The organism is Stagnihabitans sp., assembly GCF_964946895.1.
This window is the reverse complement of the sequence record NZ_CBBQHX010000007.1, coordinates 1-24,124: the sequence shown is the minus strand read 5'-3', so window position 1 is coordinate 24,124 and position 24,124 is coordinate 1. Positions and strand designations below refer to the sequence as shown.

Here is a 24,124-nt window from a genome sequence, read left to right as displayed (position 1 = left end):
ATGGAAAAGAAATTGGACCGTCGCGGATTGGGCCGGGGGCTTTCATCGCTGCTTGCAGACATCAACATGTCCGAACCCGCCGGTGACAGCCCCGAACCGCCGCGCGTGACACAAGTCTTGCCGGTGGAGCGGATCCAACCCAACCCGAACCAACCGCGCCGGGAATTCGGCGCGGAGGCTTTGGAACAACTGGCGCAATCGATCCGCCAGAAGGGCATCGTCCAGCCCCTGATCGTGCGGGCTATCGGGGTTGAGGGCCAGTTTGAAATTGTCGCCGGCGAACGGCGCTGGCGTGCCGCGCAGCTTGCGGGTCTGCACGAGGTTCCGATTGTTGTGCGCGAGTTCACCGATGTGGAAGTGCTCGAAATCGCCATCATCGAGAATATTCAGCGCGAGGATCTCAACCCAATCGAAGAGGCCATGGCCTATCGTCAATTGATTGAGCGGTTCGGTCATACGCAAGAAAAGCTTGCCGAGGCCATGTCGCGCAGCCGCAGCCATGTCACCAACCTTCTGCGCCTGCTGACCTTGCCCGATTCCGTGCAAGACATGCTGCGCAAGGGCGATCTCACCTCGGGCCACGCCCGCGCGTTGATCACGGCACCCAACCCCGCCGTTCTGGCCGCGCAAGTGGTCCGTCGCGGCCTTTCCGTGCGAGAGACTGAAAAGCTGGCGAAGACGGTCGGCACCAAGCAACCGCGCAGCAGCGGTGCCCGGTCGGAGAAAGACGCCGACACCCGCGCCATCGAGGCCGATCTGTCAGCCAATCTGCGTATGGTGGTCCGGATCGACCATCGCGGCGTGGATGAGGGTGGCGTTCTCAGCATCAGCTATCGCACGCTTGAGGATCTTGATCTGCTTTGCGATGTGCTGTCGAAGATCCCGCGCGATATGATGCCAGACCGGACGTTCTGACCAATCGGCTCGGGACGTTCAGTCGACCAGCAGTTCACGCAAGATCGCATTCAGCAGCAAGCGCCCTGCCGTCGTGGTGCTCACCCTTGGCCCGTTGATTGTCAGGAAGCCGTCGTCGACCAACTCAGCCAATTTTGCGGCTGGCAATTCCCGACCGGACATGGCGCGAAACCGTGCCATGTCGCTTCCCTCACCAAGCCGCAGCGACATCAGCAAATATTCAGCCGCTTGGTCCGCCGCGATGCTTGTGCTGCGTGGCAACTCGCCAGGCCGCCGGCGCTCCACCGCTTCCAGCCAAGCTCCCGGCTGTTTTGGGGCTTCGGTGGCCCATCGCACGCCGTCCAGCGTCAGCCGTCCATGCGCGCCGGGCCCGATCCCGGCATAGTCGCCCAGCCGCCAATAGATCAGATTGTGCCGCGACTCCTGTCCCGATTTTGCATGGTTAGAGACTTCGTAGGCCGGCAACCCCGCAGCCTCGCACATCTCTTGCGTCATCAGATACATGTCCGAAGACAAATCCTCATCGGGCAACCCGCGCAATTGGCCCAAGGCATGACGTGCACCGAAAACCGTCCCGTCCTCGATCGTCAACTGGTACAAGGACAGATGCGTCGGTTCCATCGCCAGCGCCTCGCGCAATTCAATGCGCCACGCCGCCTCGCTTTGATCCTGACGGGAGTAGATCAGATCGAAACTCACCCGGTCAAAGGTATGGCGCGCAATTCCGTAAGCCGCCTTAGCTTCGGCAACGCTGTGCATGCGGCCAAGTTTGCGCAGGTCATTGTCGTTCAGCGCCTGCATCCCGATCGAAACGCGATTGACCCCGGCATCGCGATAGCCGGCAAACCGCCCGGCTTCCACCGAGCTGGGATTGGCTTCCATCGTGATCTCGATATCATTGGCCAGCGTCCATGTCGCGCGCACCGCTTCCAGAATTCCAGCAACCAGCGCCGGGTCCATCAAAGACGGCGTCCCCCCGCCAAAGAAGACCGAGTTCAGAACGCGCCCCCGGGTCTCGGCTCCAACCCGGGCAATCTCCGCCAAGTAGGCCGCCTGCCACCGCGTTTGGTCGATATGGGCGGCCACGTGGCTGTTGAAGTCACAGTAAGGGCACTTCGATTGGCAAAATGGCCAATGCAGATACAGTCCAAAGCCACCGCTCCGCCAATCTTCCATCATCACCCCTTGAAGGCCGTAACTTCGATTTCGACTTTCATCTCCGGCCGGATCAGTCCTGCAATCACCATTGTCGCTGCCGGCCTGATCTCGCCAAGTGCGGCACCCAGAACCGGCACCAGGGCCTCCACCAAAGCCGCGTCGGTCACCGTATACTGCACGCGCACGATGTCGGCCACGTCAAAGCCACCTTGCGCTAAAACACCGGAAATCGTTGAAAAGCAGTTCCGTGCCTGGTCGGCAATCGTCTCAGGCATCGTCATCGTTGCATAGTCATAGCCCGTGACACCTGAGACAAAGCACCACCCGCCTTTTACAACGGCGCGGCTGTATCCCATCGTCGCCTCGAATGGTGATCCGGTAGAGATGTGTTTCACGTGAAACATTCCTTCATCAGTTGGCCAAACGCATCAGCGCGATGGCTGATCTTGTTCTTGATCGCTTCGTCCATTTCGCCAAAGGTCTGTTCATAGCCATTGGGCACAAAGATCGGATCATAGCCGTGGCCAAGGGTGCCGCGTCGCGGCCAGACAATCTGCCCCGCCACACGCCCTTCAAACACCCGCTCTTCCCCGTCAGGCCGCACCAGTGCCAACGTGCAGCAAAACTCTGCCGTCCGGGGTGCTTTGGCCGCTACCCCCTGCAGCAGTCCCCACGTCTTTTCCATGGCCCGGCCGAAATCGCGGCCCTTGGCGCCCTCCGCCCAATCTGCCGTATAAATCCCCGGCGCCCCGCCCAAGGCGTCCACCATAAGCCCAGAGTCATCCGCCAAGGTCAGCAGCCCTGATCCCTTGGCCCCGGCCCGCGCTTTCAGCAACGCATTGCCTGCAAAGCTCCGCTCGGTCTCTTCCGGCTCCGCCAGACCAAACGCAGCCAAACCCAAGACCGATACGCCGAAAGGCGATAACAGAGCCGAAATCTCCGCCATCTTGCCCTTGTTTCCGGTGGCAACCAGCAGTTTTTCTCCCGCCAGAATCCGCATCAGCCCACCGCCACCTTCTGCGCTGCGACCAAGGCCTTGACCCCGGCTTCCGCCAGATCCAGCAGTTTGCCCATCTCATCGCGAGAGAACGTCGCCCCCTCGGCCGACATCTGAACCTCAATCATGCGCCCTCGCCCGGTGATGACGAAATTCCCATCCGTCCCAGCCACCGAGTCTTCCGCGTAATCCAGATCCAAGACCTCTTGCCCGGCATAGACCCCGCACGACACCGCGGCGACATGGTCAATCATCGGATCGCTGATGATCGTACCTGCCTTCAGCAATTTGTTCATCGCCAGTCGCAACGCCACCCATCCCCCGGTGATCGAGGCGCACCGCGTCCCGCCATCCGCTTGGATCACATCGCAATCCACCACGATCTGCCGCTCCCCCAAGGCCGAACGGTCCACGCCGGCCCGCAAGGCCCGCCCGATCAGCCGCTGAATCTCTTGCGTCCGCCCGGATTGCTTGCCCATCGCGGCCTCCCGCTTGGTCCGGCTATTGGTTGCGCGCGGCAGCATCCCATATTCCGCCGTCACCCAGCCCAGACCTGTGCCCTTCAGGAAGCTCGGCGCCTTGTCCTCGATGGTGGCCGAACACAGGACATGCGTTTCGCCCATCTTGATCAGGCAAGACCCTTCCGCGTGTTTCATCACCCCGGCTTCTATCGAAACCGCCCGCAATTCATCCAATTTCCGGCCAGAGGGACGCATGTTAGCACCTTTTGCTGCATCAGTATCTAAAAGCCAGATATGACGCAGCGCGCCCACGACGCAACCCCGATTGACGCCCCGGCGCTCGCGTCCCTAAATGGGGGCATGGCAGACAAACCCTCCCTCCTGACCGAGATGAATGACCGCTCCCGCGAGGTTTTCCGCCGCGTGGTCGAATCCTACCTGTCCTCCGGTGACCCCGTTGGGTCCCGCACCCTCACCCGCTCGATGACCGAGAAGCTTTCCGCCGCCACGATCCGCAACACAATGCAGGATCTGGAATACCTCGGCTTGCTCGACAGCCCCCATGTCTCCGCCGGCCGCATCCCCACCCAACTGGGTCTGCGCATGTTCGTTGACGGCCTGATGGAGGTCGGCACGATCGATTCCGCTGACCGGGCCAAGATCGAATCCTCGGTCGAGCGGGATGAGCCTGACGTCACCTCCCTCCTCGACCATGTCGGTGCCGCGCTTTCCGGCATCACCCGTTCCGCCTCACTGGTGCTTGCCCCCAAACAAGAAACCGCCATCCGCCATATCGAGTTCGTCAGCCTTTCCCCCGAACGCGCCCTCGTCGTCCTCGTCTTCGTCGACGGCCATGTTGAAAACCGCGTCTTCACCCCTCCCCCCGGCCAAACCCCGTCTTCCATGCGAGAGGCGGCGAATTTCCTCAACGCCATCGCCGAAGGCCGCCGCCTGTCGGAACTTCGCCCGCTGATTGCCGCGCAAATCGCCCAGAACCGCCAGCAGATTGACGTCCTCGCACAGAACCTCGTCGAGAACGGCCTCGCCCTCTGGGAAAACGCTGGCGAACGCGGCGAGCGTCTCATTGTCCGGGGCCAAGCCAACCTGATCGAATCCGACCCCGAATCCCTCAACCTCGACCGCATCCGCACCCTGTTCGATGACCTGGAACGCAAGCGCGATATCGCCGATTTTCTGGAAATGACGGAAACCGGCGAAGGTGTCCGCATTTTTATCGGGTCTGAGAACAAGCTTTTCTCACTTTCGGGTTCCACTCTCGTGGTTTCTCCCTATATGAACACCGACCGTAAGATCATTGGCGCCATCGGCGTCATCGGCCCGACCCGTCTGAACTACGGGCGGATCGTCCCGATCGTGGATTATACCGCCCAACTGGTGGGCCGTATGGTCTCCGGACGGGGCAAAGGCTGAACTAAAAAGGGTGAATGACATGGCAGACGACAAATCCGGTCCTGAAGAGATCGACCTGAAAGAGCTTGAAACCTTCATGGAAAGCGAAGAACTCGCCGCCGCCAAGGCCGAGAAGGAAGAGATGCGCGACCGTTACATGCGCGCCCTGGCGGATGCGGAAAATGCCCGCAAGCGCAGCGAACGCGACCGCCGCGAGGCCGAGCAATACGGCTCCACCCGTCTGGCCCGCGATCTTCTGCCCGTCTACGACAACCTCAAGCGCGCCCTTCTCGCCGTGCCGGAAGATCTCAAGGCCCCCGCTGCCGCCCTCCTCGAAGGTGTCGACCTCACCCTGCGCGAACTGACTTCTGTGATGACCAAACACGGCGTCAAGCCCATCACCCCGCAAAACGGCGACGCCTTCGACGCCCAAACCATGCAAGCGATGTTTGAAGCCCCCCTGCCCGGCACCAAAGCCGGCACGATCATTCAGGTGATGACCGAGGGTTTCATGTTGCACGACCGTCTCCTGCGCCCCGCGCAAGTCGGTGTCTCATCCAACACCCAAGGCTGACCGCACGGGGACGGACGTAGGGTGGGGTTACAACCCCACCCTACCTGACCAATCCCTTCAGCTCATAAATCAACTGCAACGCCTCCTTCGGCGACAGATCATCAGGGCTGATCTCGCACAAGCGCGTCTCCACGGATGAGGGCGCCACCCGCACCACAGGCTCCGGCCTCACCGCCCGAAACAGCGGCAAGTCGTCGATCAGCGCCCTCTGCCCTGGCCGCTCCCGGTCGCCCTTCTCCAGCGCCTCCAGCACAACCTTGGCCCGCTCCACCACCGCATGTGGCAGACCCGCCAGCCGTGCCACCTGCACCCCGTAACTCCGGTCCGCCGCCCCTTCCCGCACCTCATGCAGGAAGATCACATCCCCCTCCCATTCCTTGACCGTCACCGTGGCGTTCTTCACCCCCTTCAGCTTGCCCGCCAAGGCTGTCATCTCATGATAATGCGTGGCAAACAGCGCCCGGCAGCGGTTCACATCGTGCAGGTTCTCCAACGTCGCCCAGGCAATCGACAACCCGTCATACGTCGCCGTCCCGCGCCCAATCTCATCCAGAATGACCAAAGCCCGATCATCCGCCTGATTCAAAATAGCGGCGGTCTCCACCATCTCGACCATGAACGTCGACCGCCCCCTTGCGAGGTCATCCGCCGCCCCCACCCGACTGAACAACTGGCTCACCAACCCGACCCGAGCGTAGCGCGCTGGCACAAAACTCCCCATCTGCGCCAGCAGCGCAATCACCGCATTTTGCCGCAAAAACGTGGACTTACCCGCCATATTCGGTCCAGTCAGCAGCCAGATCGCCGGAGTCCCCCCCTCCGTCAGCCGACAGTCATTCGGCACAAACGCCGTCCCCGTCCGCTTCAGCGCCCGCTCCACCACGGGATGCCGCCCGGCCACAACATCAAACGCCCGGGAGTCATCGACAACCGGCGCCACCCAATCCTCCGCCACCGCCAGATCCGCCAGCGCCGCGCTCAAATCCAACTCCGCCAAGCCCCGCGCCGCCGCCGCAATCGCCGCCGCTCGCGCCAGAACCTCCGCCCGCAGCGCATCAAAATGCGCCTTCTCCTGCTCCAACGCCAAATTCCCCGCATTGAGAATCCGCGTCTCCATCTCGCTTAACTCAACGGTGGAAAACCGCATCACATTCGCATTCGTCTGCCGATGGATGAACCGCCCCCCGCCGAGCAGCTTTTCCGCATGGACCGAGGTCACCTCGATGAAATACCCCAACACATTGTTATGCTTGATCTTCAGGCTGGAAATCCCCGTATCCCGGATGAACTCCGCCTGCATATCCCCGACAACCGCCCGCCCTTCATCCCGCAGCCGCCGCGTCGCATCCAGCTCCGGGTCATGGCCAGAGGCGATATACCCCCCATCCCGCACCAACAGCGGCGGCTCCGCGACCAACGCCCGGTCCAGCAGATCGACCAAGTCCTCCTGCCCCCGCAACACCGCGCAAGCCAAAGCCAATCCTTCCGGCGCCCCCGCCAATTCAATCCGCGAGGCCTGACCCAACCCCGCCCGAATAGCCGCCAAATCCCGCGGCCCCCCGCGCTCCAACGCCAGCCTTGAAAGCGCCCGATCCATATCCGGCACCATGCGCAACGCGCTGCGCAACTCATGCCGAGGCCCGTCCACCAGCCACCGCACCCCCTCCAGCCGTGCCCCAATCACCCCCAAGTCCCGCGATGGACTGCTCAACCGCACCTCCAGCAACCGCGCCCCCGCCGCCGTCACCGTCCGGTCCATCGCCGCCAGCAAGGACCCTTCCTTGCCCCCTGACAAAGCCTGCGTCAGCTCCAAATTCCGCCGCGTCGCCGCATCAATCTGCACCGTCCCACCCGACGCCTCCCGCACCGGAGGCCTGAGCAACGGCAACTTCCCCCGCTGCGTCAGCTCCAGATAATCGACCAAGGCCCCCATCGCCGAAACCTCAGCCCGCCCGAAACTCCCGAAACTCGCAAGCCCCGCCACCCCATACAGCGCCGAAACCCGCACCTCCGCCGACCCGCTATCAAAACTTCCGCGCGACAGCGCCGTAATCGCCGCCCCCGCCTCTCGCACTACCTCCGCCCAAACCCCCTCGCGGCTCTCCGACACCAGCACTTCCTTCGGCCCCAGCCGCGCCAGCTCCGCCGCCAACCGCGCCGGCGGACACACCATCACCCGGAACTCGCCCGTCGAAATATCCGCCCAGGCCAAAGCCCCCTCGTCCCGCACCTCCGCAAACGCACACAGATAATTCGACCGCCGCGCCTCCAGCAGGCTGTCCTCGGTCAAAGTCCCCGGGGTCACCAGCCGCACCACATCGCGCTTCACGACGGACTTGTACCCGCGCTTCTTCGCCTCCGCCGGGTCCTCCATCTGTTCCGCAATCGCCACCCGGAACCCCTTGCGGATCAGCCCCAGCAGATACCCTTCCGCTGCATGCACTGGCACCCCACACATCTGGATCGGCGCCCCGGCATGGGTCCCCCGCTTGGTCAAAGCAATATCCAGCGCCTCGGACGCCTCCACCGCGTCCTGAAAGAACATCTCGTAGAAATCGCCCATCCGGTAGAACAACAGCGCCCCAGGATAGCGCCCCTTGATCTCCAGATACTGCGCCATCATCGGTGTCACGTCGTCTTGCACATCGGCCCCCAAGCTAACCTCAAGACCCTATCCAAGCCTTCCCTTCCCCGAAAGCCCCCCTTAACCTGCCCCCATGCAGGAGGCCCCCATGACCGACGTTTCCACCCACCAAGCCGAAGACGATATCCGCAACGAATCCATCCTGATCTACGTCAACGGCCAGATCGTCCCCAAAGCCCAAGCCACCGTCTCGGTCTACGACTCCGGCTTCATGCTCGGCGACGGCGTGTGGGAGGGCATCCGTCTCTACAACACCAAATGGACTTTCCTAGACGAACACATCGACCGCCTGTTCGAGGCCGCCAAGGCCATCGACCTCGACATCGCCCTGACCCGCGAACAAGTCCTGCAAGCCATCTTCGACACCCAAGCCGCCAACGGCTTCACCACCGACGCCCACGCCCGCCTGATGGTCACGCGCGGCGTCAAGACCCGCCCCTTCCAACACCCCAAACTCTCCCAACGCGGCCCCACGATGGTCATCATCATGGAACACTCCCGCCAAAAACTCCCCCGCCCCATCCGTCTGGCAACAGTCCCCCACATGCGCGGCCTGCCGATGACGCAAGACCCCAAACTGAACTCCCATTCCAAGCTGAACTGCATCCTCGCCTGCATCGCCGCCGAAAAAGCCGGCGCAGACGAGGCGCTGATGCTTGACGTCCACGGATTCGTAAACACCACCAATGCCTGCAACTTCTTCATCGTCCGCAAGGGCGAGGTTTGGACCTCCACCGGCGACTACTGCATGAACGGCATCACCCGCCAAAAGGTCATCGACCTCTGCAAAGCGAATGGCATCCCCGTTTACGAGCGCAACTTCTCGCTGGTCGACACTTACGGCGCTGACGAGGCTTTCCTCACCGGAACCTTCGGCGCCCAAACCCCCGTCAGCAGCATCGACGGCCGCCAGATCGGCACCGGCGAACTCGGCCCCGTCACCCAACGCATCCGCGCCCTCTACAAAACCCTCGTCGGCGCGTGATTTCATTTGTTCATAAATATCCCACGGGGGCGCGGGGGTGTGAAACCCCCGCTCTTCCTCTCAACCAGAGACCGGCATGACCCCTGATCCCCGCAAAATCGCCATGTGGAGCGGCCCCCGCAACCTCTCCACCGCCATGATGTACGCCTTCGCTTCTCGTGGCGACTGCGCCGTCTGGGACGAACCCTTCTACGCCGCCTACCTCAAACACTCCGGAATCGTGCACCCGATGACCGAGGACGTCATTGCCGCCGGCGAACCCGACCCCGCTAAAGTCGCAAGCCAGTGCCTCGGGGAGATCCCGGGCGGCCAATCGTTTTTCTACCAAAAACACATGACCCTCCATATGATCCCCGAGTTCGAACGTGGCTTCATGCTGGGCCTGACCAACGTCTTCCTGATCCGCCACCCGGCCCGCGTCGTCGCCAGCTACTCCAAGAAGCGCGAGAGCCCGACGCTCCTCGACATAGGCTACGTTCAGCAAGCCCACCTGTTCCATCAGGTCGCCGACTGGCTCGGAGAGCCGCCCATCGTCGTAGACAGCTACGACATTCGCGCCAAACCTCTGGAAACCCTGACAAAACTCTGCGCCGCCCTGAACATCCCCTTCACGGAAAAGATGCTCCACTGGCCCGCCGGCCCCAAACCCTACGACGGCGTCTGGGCCCCGCATTGGTACAACGCCGTCCACCAGTCTTCCGGCTTGGATGAACCCGAAGGCCCGCTGCCGACCCTCACGCCTGAATTTCAGAAGCTAGCCGACGAAGCCCAGCCCTACTACGACCGTCTGGCCGCCTTCGCCCTGCGCTAAAAATGAATGAACGGTAAAGGATTTTTCCAATACCGTTCATAATCAACAGGTTAGATCACATTGCACGCGTGCAATCTTACCCTTTCACCCGGGCATTTCGGGTCGCGATCAGCTTCAACCGCAGCCCGTTCAACGTGATGAACCCCTGCGCGTCCTTCTGATCGTAAGCGCCCGCATCGTCTTCAAACGTCACGTGCTTTTCAGAATACAGCGACTCATCCGACCACCGCGCCACCGTCCGCGCCGAGCCCTTGTACAGCTTGACCCGCACCGTGCCGGACACATGCTCCTGGCTCTTGTCGATCAAAGCCTGAAGCATCTCCCGCTCCGGCGAGAACCAGAAGCCATTGTAGATCAACTCCGCATAGCGCGGCATGATCGAGTCCTTCAGGTGCCCCGACCCGCTATCAAGCGTGATCTGCTCGATCCCCCGGTGCGCCTCCAGCAGGATCGTCCCGCCGGGCGTCTCATAAAGCCCGCGCGACTTCATGCCGACAAACCGGTTTTCCACCAGATCCAACAGCCCCACGCCATGCTTGCCGCCAATTTCATTCAGCCGCGTCAGGATCGTGGCCGGAGACAAAGCCTCGCCATTGATGGCAACCGCATCGCCCTTCGCAAAGGTGATCTCGACATATTCCGCCACATCCGGCGCCTGCTCGACCGGCGTCACGCGCTGATACACAAACTCCGGCGCTTCCTCCGCAGGGTTCTCCAGAACCTTACCCTCAGACGACGTGTGCAACAAATTCGCATCCACCGAGAACGGCGCTTCCCCGCGCTTGTCCTTGGCGATCGGAATCTGGTTCTTCTCGGCAAATTCCAACAGCTTGGTGCGCGAGGTCAGGTCCCACAGCCGCCACGGCGCAATCACCTTGATCGCCGGGTCCAAAGCAGCGGCCGAAAGTTCAAACCGCACCTGATCGTTGCCCTTGCCCGTCGCGCCATGCGCCACGGCGTCGGCGCCAACCTCATGCGCAATCCGCACCAGATGCTGCGAAATCAGCGGGCGGGCAATCGACGTGCCCAGCAGATACAGCCCTTCATACAGCGCATTGGCGCGGAACATCGGGAACACGAAGTCCCGCACGAACTCCTCCCGCACGTCCACGATATGGATATTCTCCGGCGCAATCCCCATCAGGATCGCCTTGGCCCGCGCCGGTTCCAATTCTTCGCCTTGGCCGAGGTCGGCGGTAAACGTCACCACCTCGCAGCCATACTCGGTCTGCAGCCATTTCAGGATGATCGAGGTGTCCAACCCACCGGAATAGGCAAGGACGACTTTCTTGGGTTTGAAGGTGGACATCGGGCGCTCCCAGTGGAAAAACTGACCGGGGTCTAGTCAGTTTTTCACTTCGGAACAAGAACCATCGGTGCCGCAGGCCTTATGCGGCGAAGGCCTGCGCGGCATCGGCCTCAAACTCTGCCAGACAGGCGGCATAGGCGGCGCGCACGGCGTCAAGGTCGGTGGACAAATCGCCTGCAGTGGCCCGCCGTTCGCCATCCTGACACAGACCCGATAGGCTGGCGAAGCCAAGGTTCAGCGCGGCACCTTTGAGGAAATGCAGGTCAGCGGCCAGTGCCTTGGCGCCGTTGGTTGCCGAAAGCCGCGCAATCGCCTCATCCGCCTCTTCGAGAAACAGGCTCACCACCTCTTCAAAATCCTCGGGCCCGATTTCAGACCGCAACTCGCGCACTCTGTCCCAATCAATCATGACGGTTCCCCAACTTCACCCTAGGCCCAGCATGAGGCTTCACCCTTAACAACCGGTAATCCCGAAAAACCCGAGAAATGAGAGTTTTAGGTTTCATCCTCTCTTAAACCCTGACGCGCAGAACAAGGGCATGAGGGCAAATTCCGGCGCTTTGGCGCTCAAGGTGACAATGTTGGCAATGGTGCATCCCAGCGACCCGTTTCTGGCCTCGGCCCCGCAGGGTCGGGTCAGCGTGCTTGTCGTCGATGACAGCCGGGCGCAGCGCCGGATCCTGAGCGTCCAATTGCAACGCTGGGGCTATGAGGTGACCGAGGCGGAGGATGGTGCTGCAGCGCTTGATCTGTGTCAGCGCCGCACCTTCGACATCGTCTTGTCGGACTGGATGATGCCCGGCATAAGCGGACTGGAACTGTGCCAAGCCTTCCGTGCCCTGCCAAAGGAAGGTTACGGCTATTTCATTCTTCTCACCTCAAAATCTGAAAAGACAGAAATCGCGGTGGGCCTGGAAAACGGCGCCGATGATTTCCTGACCAAGCCGGTGAACTCCGACGAACTGCGCGCCCGCCTGCGGGCGGGCGAGCGGGTCGTCACCATGCATCAAGCCTTGGTGGAAAAAAACCGTCTGGTCGGCACCACGCTGGATCAGTTGCAAAGGGTCTATGACTCGCTCGACCGTGATCTGATCGAGGCGCACAAGTTGCAGCAGGCCCTCGTTCGGGATCGGGTGCGTGACTATGGCGGTGGCACGGCCAATGTGTTGTTGCGGCCCTCGGGTCATGTCGGCGGCGATCTGGTCGGCAGCTTTCGCATCGATGCCCACAGGGTTGCGATCTTTTCGGTCGATGTCTCGGGACATGGCGTGGCGTCGGGCATGATGACGGCGCGTTTGGCCGGTCTGTTTTCGGGCGGCGCGTCAGATCAGAACATCGCCCTGACCGTGAATGCCCAAGGCCTGCGCGACTCGTGGCCGCCGGAGGTTGTGGCGGCGCGTCTCAACCAGATGATGATCGAGGAAATGCAGGTCGATCAGTATTTCACCATGGCCTATGCTGAAATAAACCTGATCACCGGGCAGGTCGACTTCGTTCAATCCGGCCATCCGCATCCGATCGTGATTCGGGCCAACGGCAATCTGCAACAGTTGGGAGAGGGCGGCATGCCCATTGGCCTGATCCCGGGCGCGGTCTATGATCGTTGTTCGATCATCCTCGCGCCGGGCGACAGGCTGTTCCTGTCGTCGGACGGCATCACCGAATGCCCTGACGCGCTGGGCAACGAACTGGGCAGTGAGGGATTGTTGCGCCTGTTGGTCCGCAGCGTGTCCCTCCCCAGCACCGAACTGCTTGAAGCTTTGATCTGGGATCTGTCAGCCTTTGCTGGCGGCAAGGACTTTCCCGACGACGTGTCGGGCGTGCTGTTCGACTTTACCGGTGAAGGCTAAAGATCCGCGCGATCCAGCACGCGCGCCAACATCGCGCGGTCCCCGACATTGTCCAGCAAGTCCAAGGCAGTACGAACATCCGCCCACAGCGCCCGATGTCCCTGCTCTGACGGAGGACCCATGCGCATTGTGGGCCGCGCCAGATAGATTGCGCAGACCTTTTCAGCCCACATGTCGTATTCCGGCATGAAGGTGAAACGCCGATAGGTGCCCAACCAGCGCGGGCTGCTGATGTGCCATCCGGTTTCTTCGTAGACCTCGCGGTGCAGCGCAGCGATCGGGGCCTCCCCTTTGTCAATGCCGCCGCCAGGAAGCTGGTATTCCGGGATCGGTTCGGCCTGATGGGTCAGCAAAATCTCGCGGCCGCGCAGAAGGACGCCGTAAACCCCCGGCCGCCGCCTGTAGCGCTGCCCCGTTTTCACAGCCTCGCCATACCGTCTGATCATGGCTTCCCCCTTGGTGGCCCGGTTGCTCTGCCAATATAGGCGCGGTATGCCAAGACTGGCACCTTAAGGAAACCCCATGGTCACCGGAAACCAGATCACCTGGGACGATACCGTCCTGCCCTTTCAGCTTGACGCCAGCGACATCCGCGGCCGTGTGGTCCGTCTGGACGGCGTCTTGGACCGCGTGCTGACCCAGCACCACTATCCCGACCAGATCGAGGCTTTGGTGGCGGAAGCCGCACTGCTGACCGCCCTGATCGGGCAATCGATCAAGCTGCGCTGGAAACTGTCGCTGCAAATCCGCGGCAAGGGCGCGGCGCGGCTGATTGCGACCGACTACTACGGCCCGACCGAAGAGGGTCAGTCGGCCCGCATTCGCGCCTATGCCAGCTATGACGCGGATCGGCTTGATCCCAACGCGCCGGCCTTCAGCCAGATCGGCGAGGGATATTTCGCCGTCATGCTGGACCAGGGCGCCGGGATGACGCCCTATCAGGGGTTCACACCGATTTCCGGCAATTCCCTGTCCGACTGTGCGCAGACCTACTTTGCCCAGTCCGAACAGCTGCCGACGCGTTTCGCGCTGACCTTTGGCAAAAGCCAGATGCCCGGACATCCGTCGCATTGGCGCGGCGGCGGGGTCATGCTGCAGCACATGCCGCAGGTGGGCGAAGGCGTCGCCGCCCCGGAAGGATCGGGCGAGGGTGGCTTGCTGTCGCACACCGACATTCTGGCAGGGGAACCGGCGGAAAACTGGAACCGCGTCAACGTCTTGCTGGACACCGTGGAAGAGCTTGAGCTGATTGGCCCGACCGTTGCCCCCACGGATCTGCTGGTCCGTCTGTTCCACGAGGAAGGCCCGCGGGTGTTCGATGCGACGCCGGTCCACTTCGGCTGCTCGTGTTCCGAGGACAAGGTCCGGCAGACCATGTCGATCTACTCGCAACGCGACATTGCGCATATGACCACGGCCGAGGGCATTGTGACCGCCGACTGCCAGTTCTGCGGCGCGCATTACGAGTTTGACCCCAAGACCCTCGGCTTTGAAGCCTCAAAGGCTGACAATGCCTGATGAACTGGCCCGGCTGACCGCCTCGCTTGCGCGGTCAGCCGGCGCCTCGTCTGACTTTGACCTCAACCCCGGCCTTTATCCTGCTGGCCGGACCCTGCGCCCGGCTGCGGTTCTGGTCGGGGTTATGGCAGGGCCCGGCGGGGCCGAGGTGATCTTGACCAAACGCGCTTCACACCTCAAGCACCATCCTGGCCAGATCGCCTTTCCGGGCGGCAAGCAGGAAGAGCATGACGCCACCTTGGAAGACGCCGCACTGCGTGAAGCTGACGAGGAGATTGGCCTGCCGCCGCAGTTGGTTCGTGTGATCGGCCGATTGCCTGCACATGAGACAGTCACCGGCTTTGAAATGACGCCGATCCTTGCTGAAGTTGCCCAATTTATGCCCAAACGTGACCCGGGAGAGGTCGAAGAAGTCTTTACCGTCCCCTTGGCGCATCTTCTTGATCTTTCCCGTTACGGCATTGAACGGCGGCTCTGGCGTGGACAATGGCGGGCGTATTACGCTGTGCCTTGGGGCCCCTATTATATTTGGGGGGCGACGGCGCGCATCCTGCGCGGATTGGCCGAAAGGGCAAAGGGTTGAGAATTGGCGGCGCTTGGCTGAACCATCACGGGACACAGGCCCTGTGTGCCGTCTTGGGCCTTGCCGGTCACCGCATCCTGTTTGTTGGCGGTTGCGTGCGCAATGAATTGCTGCACCTGCCGGTCACCGACATTGACCTTGCCACCGACGCCTTGCCACAGGCGGTGGTTGATCTGGCCGGGGCGGCCGGCTTCAAGGTCATTCCAACGGGCATTGATCATGGCACCGTGACGGTTATTGCAGGTGGCATGACCCACGAAGTGACCACCTTCCGCCGCGACGTGGAAACCGATGGCCGTCGCGCCGTCGTGTCCTTTTCCTGTGATCTGACGGAAGATGCGGCGCGGCGGGATTTCACCATGAACGCGCTCTACGCCGAACCCTCGGGCGAGGTTGTCGACCCGCTGCAGGGTCTGCCGGATCTGCTTGCCCGCCGGGTGCGCTTTGTCGGAGAGCCGGATCAGCGCATTCGCGAGGATTACCTGCGGATTCTGCGGTTCTTCCGGTTTTACGCGGTCTATGGCGACCCGACGGAGGGGATTGATCCTGAAGGCCTGGCTGCCTGCGCCGACCTTGCCGAGGGCATTGACGGGCTCAGCCGAGAGAGGGTCGGCGCCGAGATGCGCAAGCTTCTCGCTGCCCGTGACCCTGCCCCGGCCTTGGCGAGTATGGCCACAACTGGCGTCCTGCGCCACATTCTGCCCGGCGCGGACCCCCGCGCCATGGCTCTTCTGATCCACCTTGAGGCCGACCAGACGCCGCGCTGGCAGCGCCGTCTTGCTGTGCTGGGCGGTGAAGACCCCGGTCCGCACCTGCGCCTGTCTCGGCAAGAGCAGTCCGAAATCAGCCGGATCCGCGATGAAATCGGCTCCTCACTCACCCCCGCCGCGTTGGGGTGGAAACTTGGGGCCACGCCGGGTGGGGATGTGGTGCTGGCGCGCGCTGCCCTTTTGGAAAGCGCGCTGCCCGAAGGTTGGCGCGCTGATCTTGACCGTGGCGCGGGAAGCCGTTTCCCGGTGTCCGCTGCCGACCTGATGCCCGGCTTGCAAGGTGAAGCGCTGGGTCTAACGCTGAAAGCGCTGGAGGCGCGCTGGCTTGCCAGCGATCTGACGCTGACCCGGGAAGCCCTGCTGACGTAACCGTCGTTTCCCTTTCCGGCAAATCGGGCTATATCCAGCGGGCAATCCAAAGGTCCGCCATGTTCAAGTTCTTCGAGGGTCTTGTCGACCCTTACGCGCCTTATACCCAGACTGATGCCCCGCCGCGCCAGCTTTGGCCCTTTCTGGCGGACTATATTCGCCCATTCCGCTTCGTGTTCGGTGTCACAGCCTTGTTCTCGACGATGAATGCGGCTGCCGAAGTCAGCCTGATCTGGTACATGGGCCATCTGGTCGACCTGCTGGGTCAGGGGACCCCCGTGCAGGTCTGGGCTGCGCATGGCACGGAAATCATGCTGGTGGCGGCCGCCATCGTGCTGATCCGTCCGTTGATCGGCGGCACCAACGTTGCGCTGCTGCACAACACGATCCTGACCAACTTCGGCACGATGATGCGCTGGCGGGCGCATGCACATGTGCTGCGCCAACCGGTCGGCTGGTTTGAAAGCGATTTCGCCGGCCGTATCGCCAACCGCATCATGCAGGCGCCCCCGGCCGCTGGGGACGCCGTGTTTCAGGTTTTCGACGCGGTGGCCTTCGCTTCCACCACCCTGATCGCGGCTGCCCTGATGCTGGCCAACGCCGACACCCGTCTGCTGATCCCCCTTGTCGCATGGTTCCTGGGCTACATCGCCTTGATGCGCTGGACGATCCGGCGCGCCGGCCCCGCTTCCACCGCCAGTTCCGAGGCGCGTTCGGCCGTCACAGGCCGTGTGGTGGACAGCTACACCAACATCCATTCCGTCAAGCTTTTTGCGCATGACGACCGCGAACTGGCCTATGCCAAGGAAGCGATCGAGGGCGCACGTTCCACCTTCCAGAAGGAAATGCGGATCGTCACCGTGATGGACACGGCGCTGACCTTCATCAACGGATTGATGGTCACCGGCGTGTCCGGCTGGGCGATCTACCTGTGGTATCACGGGATGGCCTCGGTTGGTCTGGTGGCCGCGGCGGTGGCCCTTGTGCTGCGCCTGCATTCGATGACCTACTGGATCATGTGGGCGACGACGAACCTGGTCCAGAACCTCGGCACCGTGCAGGAAGGCATGCAGACCATCACCCAGCCGATTTCGTTGGTCGACACCAAGGACGCCAGCCCGCTGAATTTCCAGAAAGGTCTGATCGAAGTCAAATCCGTCAGCCACCACTATGGCCGCGGTTCCGGTGGGTTGCAGAACCTGTCCCTGACCGTCCGTCCGGGCGAACGGATTGGCCTGATTGGCCGCTCTGGCGCGGGCAAGTCCACCCTCGTAAAGCTGATCCTGCGGTTCTACGACACCGAGCAGGGTCAGATCCTGATCGACGGTCAGGACATCGCCCATGTCACCCAGCCCAGCCTGCGCCGCCAGATCGGCATGGTACAGCAGGACTCAAGCCTGATGCACCGCTCGGTCCGCGACAACATCCTTTACGCCCGCCCCGATGCGGGCGATGCGGCGATGATCGCCGCCGCAAAGCAAGCCGAGGCGCATGACTTCATCCTGACGCTGGAAGACCCCCAAGGCCGCAAGGGCTATGACGCCCATGTCGGCGAACGCGGCGTGAAACTGTCGGGCGGTCAGCGTCAGCGGGTTGCACTGGCACGGGTGATCCTGAAAGATGCCCCGATCCTGATCCTTGATGAGGCGACCTCGGCCTTGGACTCCGAAGCTGAGGCAGCCATCCAGAAGGCGCTGTTCGGCGTGATGCAGGGTAAAACCGTGATCGCCATCGCACACCGCCTGTCCACGATCGCGGCGATGGATCGGATCGTGGTGCTGGAGGGCGGCCACATCGCGGAAGAGGGCACCCACGCCGCCCTTCTTGCCAAGGGTGGACTTTATGCCCAGTTCTGGGCGCGGCAATCGGGCGGTTTCCTGCGCGATGAAGACATCGAGGAGGCTGCCGAGTGATGCTGGGACCCACGATCAGGCCATTCCGGCCGACCAACCTGCCACCACCGGCGCGTCCGGTGAAATTCTTCGGCTGGGCGCTGCAGGGCGCTTGGGCCGGGGTTCTGTGGGCCACCTTCTGGTCTGCCGCCGCAGGCTCGCTTGAGGCGATCAGTGCCACCATCCTTGGCCGGGTGATTGACGCCGCCACTGGTACCCCGTCTGAGGTGTTTCATCTGCACTGGCATCTGTTCGCCACCTTTGCCGCCTTCTACCTGATCGCAAGGCCGCTGATTTTCGGCATCAACACGTCTGCCTTGTCGTTGACGATTGAACCCAACCTGTTCCCGTTGATCCTGTCACGCCTGCATCGGTGGACCTTGGGCCACTCGGTCACCTTCTTTGACAATGACTTCGCCGGTCGTATCGCGCAAAAGCAGATGCAGACCGCGCGGGCGGCGACGGATGTCGTGTCAGGCTCCATCGAAACAGCGGCCTTCGCGCTGGCTTCGGTGATCGGGTCCGTGGCGCTGATGGTGGCGATCAATGGCACCGTCTCGCTGGTGCTGCTGGCCTGGGTTGCCGCCTATTGCCTTTTCATCCGCTACTATTTGCGCCGGGTGCGCGGGGCTTCTGCGATGCGTGCCTCGGCCCGGGCGAATGTCACCGGGCAGATTGTTGATACGGTCACCAACATGAAGACCGTGAAACTCTTCGCGCATACGGAACATGAAGACCGCGTGGCACTTGACGCGATGCAATCCTTCCGGGACAGCGCCATGGTCTATGGTGCGATTTCCTCGTGGTTTCGCTTCAACCTGATGGCCTTGGCGGGCGTCTTGCCGGTGTTGATGGTTGGCGCGACGGTTTGGCTGTGGTCGACCGGGGCTGCCACGGCCGGCGACATCGCCGCATCGGGCGCGGTCAGCTTCCGTCTGGCGCAGATGACCGGCTGGGTCAGCTTCTCGCTGATGGGAATCTTCGGCAATCTGGGCGAGGTTGAAGACGGACTGCGGACCCTGACGCCGCCCTATTCCCTGACCGATGCCGCCAACGCCATCGAGATGCCGCGCGCCAAGGGCAAGATCGAGATGGACCACGTCTCTTTCGCCTACGGTCGAAAGAAGGGCGGGCTGCAGGAGGTTTCACTGACCGTCACGCCGGGTGAAAAGATCGGCATCGTCGGCGCCTCGGGCGCGGGGAAATCCACCCTCGTCTCCCTGCTGCTGCGACTTTACGACACCGAAAGCGGGCGCATCCTGATTGACGGGATCGACGTCCGCGCCGTGACACAGGAAAGCCTGCGCCGGCAAATCGGCATGGTGACGCAGGAAACAGCGATGTTCAACCGCTCGGCCCGAGAGAACATCCTGTATGGCCGTCCTGATGCCACCGAAGCGGAAATGTTCGCCGCCGCCCGTGCCGCCGAAGCGCATGAATTCATCCTTGGTTTGAAGGACCATCAGGGTCGCAGCGGCTATGACGCGTTCCTTGGCGAACGCGGCGTGAAGCTTTCCGGCGGTCAGCGCCAGCGCATCGCCCTCGCCCGCGCCTTCCTGAAGGATGCGCCGATCCTTGTGCTGGACGAGGCCACTTCGGCGCTGGATTCCGAAGTGGAAGCCTCGGTGCAAGGCGCCTTGGCCCGGGTGATGCAAGGCAAAACCGTGCTCGCCATCGCCCACCGCCTGTCCACCATCGCCGAAATGGACCGGATTATTGTCCTGGACGAGGGCCGGATCGTTGAACAAGGCTCACATGCCCAACTTTTGGCGGCAGGAGGGCTTTACGCCCGCTACTGGAACCGTCAAAGCGGCGGCTTCATCGGCGTTGACGAGAAGGAAGCGGCAGAGTGAATTTCACCATCGCACGGCTGGGACATTTGGGTGACGGGATCATCCTTGGACCAGAGGGGGCACTCTATGCGCCCCAAACCCTGCCGGGCGAGGAGGTCGAGGGTACGGTCAAAGGCGATCAGTTGATTGACCTGCGCATCCTGACCCCCTCGGCATTCCGTGTCAAAGCGCCCTGCGTCCACGCCCGCACCTGCGGTGGTTGCATGATGCAGCACGCCTCGGATGGCTTTGTCGCGGATTGGAAGACCGGGATCGTCCGAGCGGCCTTGGCGGCCCAGGGGCTGGAGGCCGAACTGAGGCCAATCCTGACCTCGCCCGCCCGCTCTCGCCGCCGCGCCACATTGGCCGCCCGTCGCACCAAGGGCGGCGTTTTGATGGGCTTCCATGCCCGCGCGTCGGATGTGCTGGTGGCCGTGCCCAATTGCCAACTCCTCCACCCTGATCTGATGGCCACCTTCCCGGCACTTGAAGAAATCGTCAAACTCGGCGGATCGCGCACCACGGAACTGGACCTTCAGATCACCCGCACACCCTCTGGCACTGATGTTGCCGTATCGGGCGGCAAGGTGGCGGATTCCAACCTGCAACTGGAACTTGCCCGCCTGACCGAGGCATTCGGTCTGTCGCGCCTGACCTGGAACGGCGAGATCGTGGCTTTGCGCGCCCAACCCTCGCTGCGGTTGGGCAAGGCCAATGTGCCCCTGCCCTTCGGTGCCTTCCTGCAAGCCACCGCCGAGGGTGAAGCCGCCCTGCTGGCAGCCGTTCAGGAATCCGTCGGCACTGCGCGCCGCATCATTGACCTGTTCGCCGGCATTGGCACCTTTGCCCTGCCGCTGGCCGAAAAGGCTGAAGTTCACGCGGTGGAAGGCGAAGCCAAGATGCTTCTCGCGCTCGACAAGGGGTTCCGGATGGCGGAGGGCCTCAAACGCGTGACCAACGACGTCCGCGATCTGTTCCGCCGCCCGCTGGAGCCCGATGAGTTCCGCCACATTGACGCGGTGGTGATCGACCCGCCGCGCGCCGGGGCCGAGGCGCAAAGCCACACCTTGGCGAAATCCAAGGTTCCGGTCATCGCCGCCGTGTCGTGCAACCCCGCCACCTTTGCCCGGGATGCCAAGATCCTGATCGCGGGCGGATACAAGCTGGACTGGGTGCAAGCGGTTGATCAGTTCCGCTGGTCGCCGCACGTCGAACTCGCCGCCCGCTTCTCGCTTTAAGCATCCGGTGGAATTCAGGCTGGCCAGAGAATCCAACATCGGCTAATCCAACAAAAAACGCTGAGGCAGGCACATGACGGCATTCTTCCGGGCTATTCTGTTGACCCTATCCCTGTTGGGGCTGGTTTCCTGTGGTCAGCATTCGAAATTCTTGACCTACACCGGCCCTTCGGTCACCTTGATCGAGGTGCATAAGGCCGACCGCAAGATGTTCCTGATGCATGATGACAAGGTCCTGAAGACCTATGACATCCAGCTGGGAGGTAACCCGGTTGGCACCAAGCATTTTGAAGGCGATGGCAAGACGCCGGAAGGCTCCTACAAGATCAGCCAGCGCAATCCGGGGTCAACCTATCACCTGTCGTTGCGGATTTCCTACCCCAACGACGCCGATCGGGCCTTCGCCAAGGCGGCACACAAGGAACCCGGTGGCGATATCTTCATCCATGGCCAGCCCGGCTGGACGAAGGTCAGCGGTGACTGGACAGTGGGCTGCATCGCGGTGTCCGACAAGGAAATCGAGCAGATCTATTCGATGGTTACCCCCGGAACGCCGATCCACATTTTCCCGTAAGACAAAAAAGGGGCCCGAAAGGCCCCCGATTTTCTCTGTAGGAACGCTCCTGACGGTCAGGCCGCTAACAGCATCGTCCACCACAGCTTGCCCGATGGTTCCTGAAACCACGAAAAGCCGATTTGTGTGGCCCGCGGATCCAAGAGCATCGCGCGTGTGTCCGACTGGTTCATCCAGTCCGACAGGGTGACAAGCTCTGTCTCGTAGGTTTCCGAAATCAACTCTCCCAGCAGTTTGCCGGTAAAGCCGACCCGTTGCACCCGCACCAGTGGCGAGGACCCATCGGATCCGAAGTGCCAAGGCCGGTTCTGCACGGCCATATCCCGCGAATGGGCCGCACAGGCAGCGATCAGCTCGGCATTGAACGACACCTGGGGCGCGCCTTTGCTTTGGCGCAAGGCGTTGACCGCATCCAGCATCCGGTAGGAAATCGCCGATTCATCGCCGGGATTGATGTGATAGACCTTGGGCAAGGGCTTGCCGTCCGACCCAAGCGGGGCGGGCGGTGGCGGCGGCGCACAAGCGGCGAGGGCTGCGGCAGCGCCAAAAAGAAGGGCAGAGCGTCGTTCCATGTTCGTCACCTGTATCGGACCCTGATCGGGCCTCTGACTCCGTATCAATCGTCCTTACCGCAAAACGGGAGCGAGAAAAACCCATGGCAATCGGTGGCCGATTGACATGCGTGTGAATTGCGACGGACCGCACATGTCTGTAAGAACCCTTCATCAAGCAGTCTGCACGAAAACAACGGAGATCAGAGAATGTCTGACGAGAACAAGAAGTTGGGGCGTCGTCTGTTCCTCGGTGCCGCCGCCGCAGGACTGGGGGCTTCTGTCCTGCCCGCCAAAGCCGAAGATTTCGCGAACTCTACCGAGTTCGAGACCCCGACAACTGAGGCGAACCCCCGGGCCAACATCTCCAGCTTCCGGTTGCTGGACTGGCAGGATTATTTCGCCGACACCAAGAAGGGTGCGATTCTGGTCGATATCACCTCGCGCGCGCTGCACTTCTGGTCAGAAGATCAGACGATCTACAAACTCTATCCCACTTCGGTTCCCTTGACCGAAGAACTGACCAAGCGCGGAAAGACCGCTGTCATGCAAAAGGTCGTAAACCCGCGCTGGGTTGCAACCAAGGGTGAGTTGGAGCGCAATCCCGACTGGCCGCCCTTTGTCGAAGGCGGCTCGCCCGAGAATCCACTCGGCGTTCGCGCCCTCTATTTGGGTTGGCCGTCCTATCGAATCCACGGCACGCATGACACCCGCAAGATCGGTCGGCGGTCGTCAAATGGGTGCATTGGCCTGTACAATGAACACATCCTGGAGCTGTTCGATCTGGCCAAAGTCGGCACGCAAGTTCTGCTGATCTAGGCGGAATTAGACTGGCAAAAGGTCGTAATCGTTGGGTTTTGTCCCGACGCATGCACGACCTGCACCTACCTAAAGAGGAGGTTGGTGCCCAAACAAGATCGAAAGGTGTTGCTTATTTGACGATTCTGCGGCCCGGCCCGCCAGAACTCTCAAGCAGGCTGTTGCAAAGCATGATTTGACCTGCTTTTTACGGCGCCATGAGGAACAGTCTTGGGCGCGCCCGCCGCCTCTGCGAAACTTCGGCTGGGCGCAATAACTGGAGATCACTATGAAGAAAATCGCTCTCGCCGCCGCTCTGTCGCTGGCCGCTTCCACCGCTTTCGCCGGCGGCGTCAAGGTTGCCACCGTCACCCCGACGGCCGTTGCTGCTACCACCACCTCGTCGTCCGCTGGCGGCCTCGTCGTTCCGCTGCTGCTGCTGCTGGTTCTGGCTGCCGTCGCTTCGAACAACTAAGTTCGACTGCACGATTTCGTGGGAAAGACGGTGGGTCTCCACCGTCTTTTTCTTTTTCTTTCACTGGGTAATCTGGCAACACTTGGTCAAAGGCGGCGCGGAGCGGTTGCAAATCCGCCTTCAAAATGCTTTTATCCTGCCACGAGCAACAATTCTGTCGCGCCCTTGCGGGTCAAGCGACCGGATGAACCAAAACGGAGACCAAGATGAAAAAATTCGCCCTCGCCGCTGCCCTGACGCTGGCTGCTTCCACCGCTTTCGCTGGCGGCATGGCCCAGCCGGTTGTTGAACCCGCTCCGGTCGTCGCTGCTGCCACCACCAACTCCTCCTCGGCTGGTGGTCTCGTCGTTCCGCTGCTGCTGCTGCTGGTCGTGGCTGCTGTCGCCGCAAGCAATAACTGATACGGGCCT

General features: G+C 62.0%; 25 protein-coding genes. 16 read left to right on the top strand and 9 right to left on the bottom strand.

Annotation, left to right across the window (positions count from 1 at the left end):
- The gene (locus AC1Y2B_RS06250) at window positions 1–915 is read left to right on the top strand and encodes a ParB/RepB/Spo0J family partition protein (RefSeq protein ID WP_482252204.1); all 915 of its coding nucleotides are present in this window, start codon (window positions 1–3) and stop codon (window positions 913–915) included.
- Window positions 916–933: 18 nt separating this feature from the next.
- Here the strand turns inward: AC1Y2B_RS06250 and hemW are convergent, their stop codons facing one another.
- From hemW to rph, 4 genes are read right to left on the bottom strand one after another with little or no spacing between them, the layout of a single operon-like run.
- Window positions 934–2,091: a radical SAM family heme chaperone HemW gene (hemW, locus tag AC1Y2B_RS06245; RefSeq protein ID WP_482252203.1), complete on the bottom strand. Its 1,158-nt coding sequence runs from the start codon at window positions 2,089–2,091 to the stop codon at window positions 934–936.
- Between the two features lie 2 nt (window positions 2,092–2,093).
- The gene (locus AC1Y2B_RS06240) at window positions 2,094–2,468 is read right to left on the bottom strand and encodes a RidA family protein (RefSeq protein WP_482252202.1); all 375 of its coding nucleotides are present in this window, start codon (window positions 2,466–2,468) and stop codon (window positions 2,094–2,096) included.
- Window positions 2,465–3,073, bottom strand: a complete 609-nt coding sequence (gene rdgB, locus AC1Y2B_RS06235) for an RdgB/HAM1 family non-canonical purine NTP pyrophosphatase (RefSeq protein ID WP_482252201.1) — start codon at window positions 3,071–3,073, stop codon at window positions 2,465–2,467. Before rdgB ends, AC1Y2B_RS06240 begins: the two co-directional genes overlap by 4 nt.
- Entirely contained in the window at window positions 3,073–3,786 is a 714-nt protein-coding gene (rph, locus tag AC1Y2B_RS06230; protein WP_482252200.1) for a ribonuclease PH, read from the bottom strand. The genes rdgB and rph overlap by 1 nt, the downstream gene beginning before the upstream one ends.
- Before the next feature lie 105 nt (window positions 3,787–3,891).
- On the opposite strand from rph, the gene hrcA reads away from it, so the two are divergent.
- Window positions 3,892–4,962, top strand: a complete 1,071-nt coding sequence (gene hrcA / locus AC1Y2B_RS06225) for a heat-inducible transcriptional repressor HrcA (protein WP_482252199.1) — start codon at window positions 3,892–3,894, stop codon at window positions 4,960–4,962.
- Window positions 4,963–4,981: 19 nt separating this feature from the next.
- Entirely contained in the window at window positions 4,982–5,515 is a 534-nt protein-coding gene (locus tag AC1Y2B_RS06220) for a nucleotide exchange factor GrpE (RefSeq protein ID WP_482252198.1), read from the top strand.
- A 40-nt stretch (window positions 5,516–5,555) separates the two neighbouring features.
- On the opposite strand, the gene mutS is transcribed toward AC1Y2B_RS06220, so the two are convergent.
- Entirely contained in the window at window positions 5,556–8,138 is a 2,583-nt protein-coding gene (gene mutS / locus AC1Y2B_RS06215) for a DNA mismatch repair protein MutS (protein WP_482252338.1), read from the bottom strand.
- Between the two features lie 109 nt (window positions 8,139–8,247).
- On the opposite strand from mutS, the gene AC1Y2B_RS06210 reads away from it, so the two are divergent.
- Both AC1Y2B_RS06210 and AC1Y2B_RS06205 read left to right on the top strand, forming a co-directional pair.
- A complete protein-coding gene (locus tag AC1Y2B_RS06210; RefSeq protein ID WP_482252197.1) occupies window positions 8,248–9,144 on the top strand; it encodes a D-amino acid aminotransferase in 897 nt (298 codons plus the stop codon).
- 76 nt (window positions 9,145–9,220) lie between these two features.
- Window positions 9,221–9,955: a sulfotransferase-like domain-containing protein gene (locus AC1Y2B_RS06205; protein WP_482252196.1), complete on the top strand. Its 735-nt coding sequence runs from the start codon at window positions 9,221–9,223 to the stop codon at window positions 9,953–9,955.
- 76 nt (window positions 9,956–10,031) lie between these two features.
- Here AC1Y2B_RS06205 and AC1Y2B_RS06200 read toward each other — a convergent pair whose 3' ends face one another.
- Together AC1Y2B_RS06200 and AC1Y2B_RS06195 are read right to left on the bottom strand one after the other, a co-directional pair.
- A complete protein-coding gene (locus tag AC1Y2B_RS06200) occupies window positions 10,032–11,264 on the bottom strand; it encodes an argininosuccinate synthase (RefSeq protein ID WP_482252195.1) in 1,233 nt (410 codons plus the stop codon).
- Between the two features lie 79 nt (window positions 11,265–11,343).
- A complete protein-coding gene (locus AC1Y2B_RS06195) occupies window positions 11,344–11,673 on the bottom strand; it encodes an Hpt domain-containing protein (RefSeq protein ID WP_482252194.1) in 330 nt (109 codons plus the stop codon).
- Window positions 11,674–11,851: 178 nt separating this feature from the next.
- On the opposite strand from AC1Y2B_RS06195, the gene AC1Y2B_RS06190 reads away from it, so the two are divergent.
- On the top strand, window positions 11,852–13,114 hold the full coding sequence (locus AC1Y2B_RS06190; RefSeq protein WP_482252337.1) for a PP2C family protein-serine/threonine phosphatase: 1,263 nt from the start codon (window positions 11,852–11,854) through the stop codon (window positions 13,112–13,114).
- Here the strand turns inward: AC1Y2B_RS06190 and AC1Y2B_RS06185 are convergent.
- Window positions 13,111–13,560, bottom strand: coding sequence for an NUDIX domain-containing protein (locus tag AC1Y2B_RS06185; protein WP_482252193.1), 450 nt, complete (start codon window positions 13,558–13,560; stop codon window positions 13,111–13,113). The two genes, AC1Y2B_RS06190 and AC1Y2B_RS06185, sit on opposite strands and share 4 nt — an antisense overlap.
- 76 nt (window positions 13,561–13,636) lie before the next feature.
- Between AC1Y2B_RS06185 and hslO the strand changes: the two genes are divergently transcribed.
- From hslO to AC1Y2B_RS06150, 7 genes are all read left to right on the top strand, one after another.
- Window positions 13,637–14,632, top strand: a complete 996-nt coding sequence (gene hslO, locus AC1Y2B_RS06180; RefSeq protein WP_482252192.1) for an Hsp33 family molecular chaperone HslO — start codon at window positions 13,637–13,639, stop codon at window positions 14,630–14,632.
- Window positions 14,625–15,215, top strand: a complete 591-nt coding sequence (locus AC1Y2B_RS06175) for a CoA pyrophosphatase (RefSeq protein WP_482252191.1) — start codon at window positions 14,625–14,627, stop codon at window positions 15,213–15,215. Before hslO ends, AC1Y2B_RS06175 begins: the two co-directional genes overlap by 8 nt.
- Window positions 15,212–16,354 carry a CCA tRNA nucleotidyltransferase gene (locus tag AC1Y2B_RS06170; protein WP_482252190.1) on the top strand — a complete coding sequence of 381 codons (1,143 nt, stop codon included), beginning with the start codon at window positions 15,212–15,214 and terminating at the stop codon, window positions 16,352–16,354. Before AC1Y2B_RS06175 ends, AC1Y2B_RS06170 begins: the two co-directional genes overlap by 4 nt.
- A gap of 59 nt (window positions 16,355–16,413) precedes the next feature.
- On the top strand, window positions 16,414–18,267 hold the full coding sequence (locus AC1Y2B_RS06165; RefSeq protein ID WP_482252189.1) for an ABC transporter ATP-binding protein: 1,854 nt from the start codon (window positions 16,414–16,416) through the stop codon (window positions 18,265–18,267).
- On the top strand, window positions 18,267–20,099 hold the full coding sequence (locus AC1Y2B_RS06160) for an ABC transporter ATP-binding protein (RefSeq protein WP_482252336.1): 1,833 nt from the start codon (window positions 18,267–18,269) through the stop codon (window positions 20,097–20,099). Before AC1Y2B_RS06165 ends, AC1Y2B_RS06160 begins: the two co-directional genes overlap by 1 nt.
- Window positions 20,096–21,316, top strand: a complete 1,221-nt coding sequence (locus tag AC1Y2B_RS06155) for a class I SAM-dependent RNA methyltransferase (protein WP_482252188.1) — start codon at window positions 20,096–20,098, stop codon at window positions 21,314–21,316. The genes AC1Y2B_RS06160 and AC1Y2B_RS06155 overlap by 4 nt, the downstream gene beginning before the upstream one ends.
- A gap of 73 nt (window positions 21,317–21,389) precedes the next feature.
- Window positions 21,390–21,890, top strand: a complete 501-nt coding sequence (locus tag AC1Y2B_RS06150; RefSeq protein WP_482252187.1) for a L,D-transpeptidase family protein — start codon at window positions 21,390–21,392, stop codon at window positions 21,888–21,890.
- Between the two features lie 56 nt (window positions 21,891–21,946).
- Here the strand turns inward: AC1Y2B_RS06150 and dalA are convergent, their stop codons facing one another.
- Window positions 21,947–22,462: a divisome-associated lipoprotein DalA gene (gene dalA, locus AC1Y2B_RS06145; protein WP_482252186.1), complete on the bottom strand. Its 516-nt coding sequence runs from the start codon at window positions 22,460–22,462 to the stop codon at window positions 21,947–21,949.
- Window positions 22,463–22,651: 189 nt separating this feature from the next.
- Between dalA and AC1Y2B_RS06140 the strand changes: the two genes are divergently transcribed.
- From AC1Y2B_RS06140 to AC1Y2B_RS06130, 3 genes are all read left to right on the top strand, one after another.
- On the top strand, window positions 22,652–23,260 hold the full coding sequence (locus AC1Y2B_RS06140; protein ID WP_482252185.1) for a L,D-transpeptidase: 609 nt from the start codon (window positions 22,652–22,654) through the stop codon (window positions 23,258–23,260).
- Between the two features lie 268 nt (window positions 23,261–23,528).
- Window positions 23,529–23,714 (top strand): hypothetical protein, encoded by a 186-nt coding sequence (locus tag AC1Y2B_RS06135; RefSeq protein ID WP_482252184.1) that lies wholly within the window; start codon window positions 23,529–23,531, stop codon window positions 23,712–23,714.
- A 206-nt stretch (window positions 23,715–23,920) separates the two neighbouring features.
- On the top strand, window positions 23,921–24,115 hold the full coding sequence (locus AC1Y2B_RS06130) for a hypothetical protein (RefSeq protein ID WP_482252183.1): 195 nt from the start codon (window positions 23,921–23,923) through the stop codon (window positions 24,113–24,115).
- Window positions 24,116–24,124 lie beyond the last annotated feature (9 nt).

Bases quoted from the DNA above. Each gene is read 5' to 3' on its own strand.
- AC1Y2B_RS06195 (WP_482252194.1), bottom strand. From the start codon at position 11,673: ATGATTGATTGGGACAGAGTGCGCGAGTTGCGGTCTGAAATCGGGCCC.
- AC1Y2B_RS06165 (WP_482252189.1), top strand. From the start codon at position 16,414: ATGTTCAAGTTCTTCGAGGGTCTTGTCGACCCTTACGCGCCTTATACC.
- AC1Y2B_RS06220 (WP_482252198.1), top strand. From the start codon at position 4,982: ATGGCAGACGACAAATCCGGTCCTGAAGAGATCGACCTGAAAGAGCTT.
- AC1Y2B_RS06205 (WP_482252196.1), top strand. From the start codon at position 9,221: ATGACCCCTGATCCCCGCAAAATCGCCATGTGGAGCGGCCCCCGCAAC.
- rph (WP_482252200.1), bottom strand. From the start codon at position 3,786: ATGCGTCCCTCTGGCCGGAAATTGGATGAATTGCGGGCGGTTTCGATA.
- AC1Y2B_RS06140 (WP_482252185.1), top strand. From the start codon at position 22,652: ATGTCTGACGAGAACAAGAAGTTGGGGCGTCGTCTGTTCCTCGGTGCC.
- dalA (WP_482252186.1), bottom strand. From the start codon at position 22,462: ATGGAACGACGCTCTGCCCTTCTTTTTGGCGCTGCCGCAGCCCTCGCC.
- AC1Y2B_RS06175 (WP_482252191.1), top strand. From the start codon at position 14,625: ATGCCTGATGAACTGGCCCGGCTGACCGCCTCGCTTGCGCGGTCAGCC.
- AC1Y2B_RS06150 (WP_482252187.1), top strand. From the start codon at position 21,390: ATGACGGCATTCTTCCGGGCTATTCTGTTGACCCTATCCCTGTTGGGG.
- AC1Y2B_RS06250 (WP_482252204.1), top strand. From the start codon at position 1: ATGGAAAAGAAATTGGACCGTCGCGGATTGGGCCGGGGGCTTTCATCG.
- rdgB (WP_482252201.1), bottom strand. From the start codon at position 3,073: ATGCGGATTCTGGCGGGAGAAAAACTGCTGGTTGCCACCGGAAACAAG.
- hslO (WP_482252192.1), top strand. From the start codon at position 13,637: ATGGTCACCGGAAACCAGATCACCTGGGACGATACCGTCCTGCCCTTT.
- AC1Y2B_RS06190 (WP_482252337.1), top strand. From the start codon at position 11,852: ATGGTGCATCCCAGCGACCCGTTTCTGGCCTCGGCCCCGCAGGGTCGG.
- AC1Y2B_RS06200 (WP_482252195.1), bottom strand. From the start codon at position 11,264: ATGTCCACCTTCAAACCCAAGAAAGTCGTCCTTGCCTATTCCGGTGGG.
- hemW (WP_482252203.1), bottom strand. From the start codon at position 2,091: ATGGAAGATTGGCGGAGCGGTGGCTTTGGACTGTATCTGCATTGGCCA.
- AC1Y2B_RS06210 (WP_482252197.1), top strand. From the start codon at position 8,248: ATGACCGACGTTTCCACCCACCAAGCCGAAGACGATATCCGCAACGAA.
- AC1Y2B_RS06185 (WP_482252193.1), bottom strand. From the start codon at position 13,560: ATGATCAGACGGTATGGCGAGGCTGTGAAAACGGGGCAGCGCTACAGG.
- mutS (WP_482252338.1), bottom strand. From the start codon at position 8,138: ATGATGGCGCAGTATCTGGAGATCAAGGGGCGCTATCCTGGGGCGCTG.
- AC1Y2B_RS06135 (WP_482252184.1), top strand. From the start codon at position 23,529: ATGAAGAAAATCGCTCTCGCCGCCGCTCTGTCGCTGGCCGCTTCCACC.
- AC1Y2B_RS06160 (WP_482252336.1), top strand. From the start codon at position 18,267: ATGCTGGGACCCACGATCAGGCCATTCCGGCCGACCAACCTGCCACCA.
- hrcA (WP_482252199.1), top strand. From the start codon at position 3,892: ATGGCAGACAAACCCTCCCTCCTGACCGAGATGAATGACCGCTCCCGC.
- AC1Y2B_RS06130 (WP_482252183.1), top strand. From the start codon at position 23,921: ATGAAAAAATTCGCCCTCGCCGCTGCCCTGACGCTGGCTGCTTCCACC.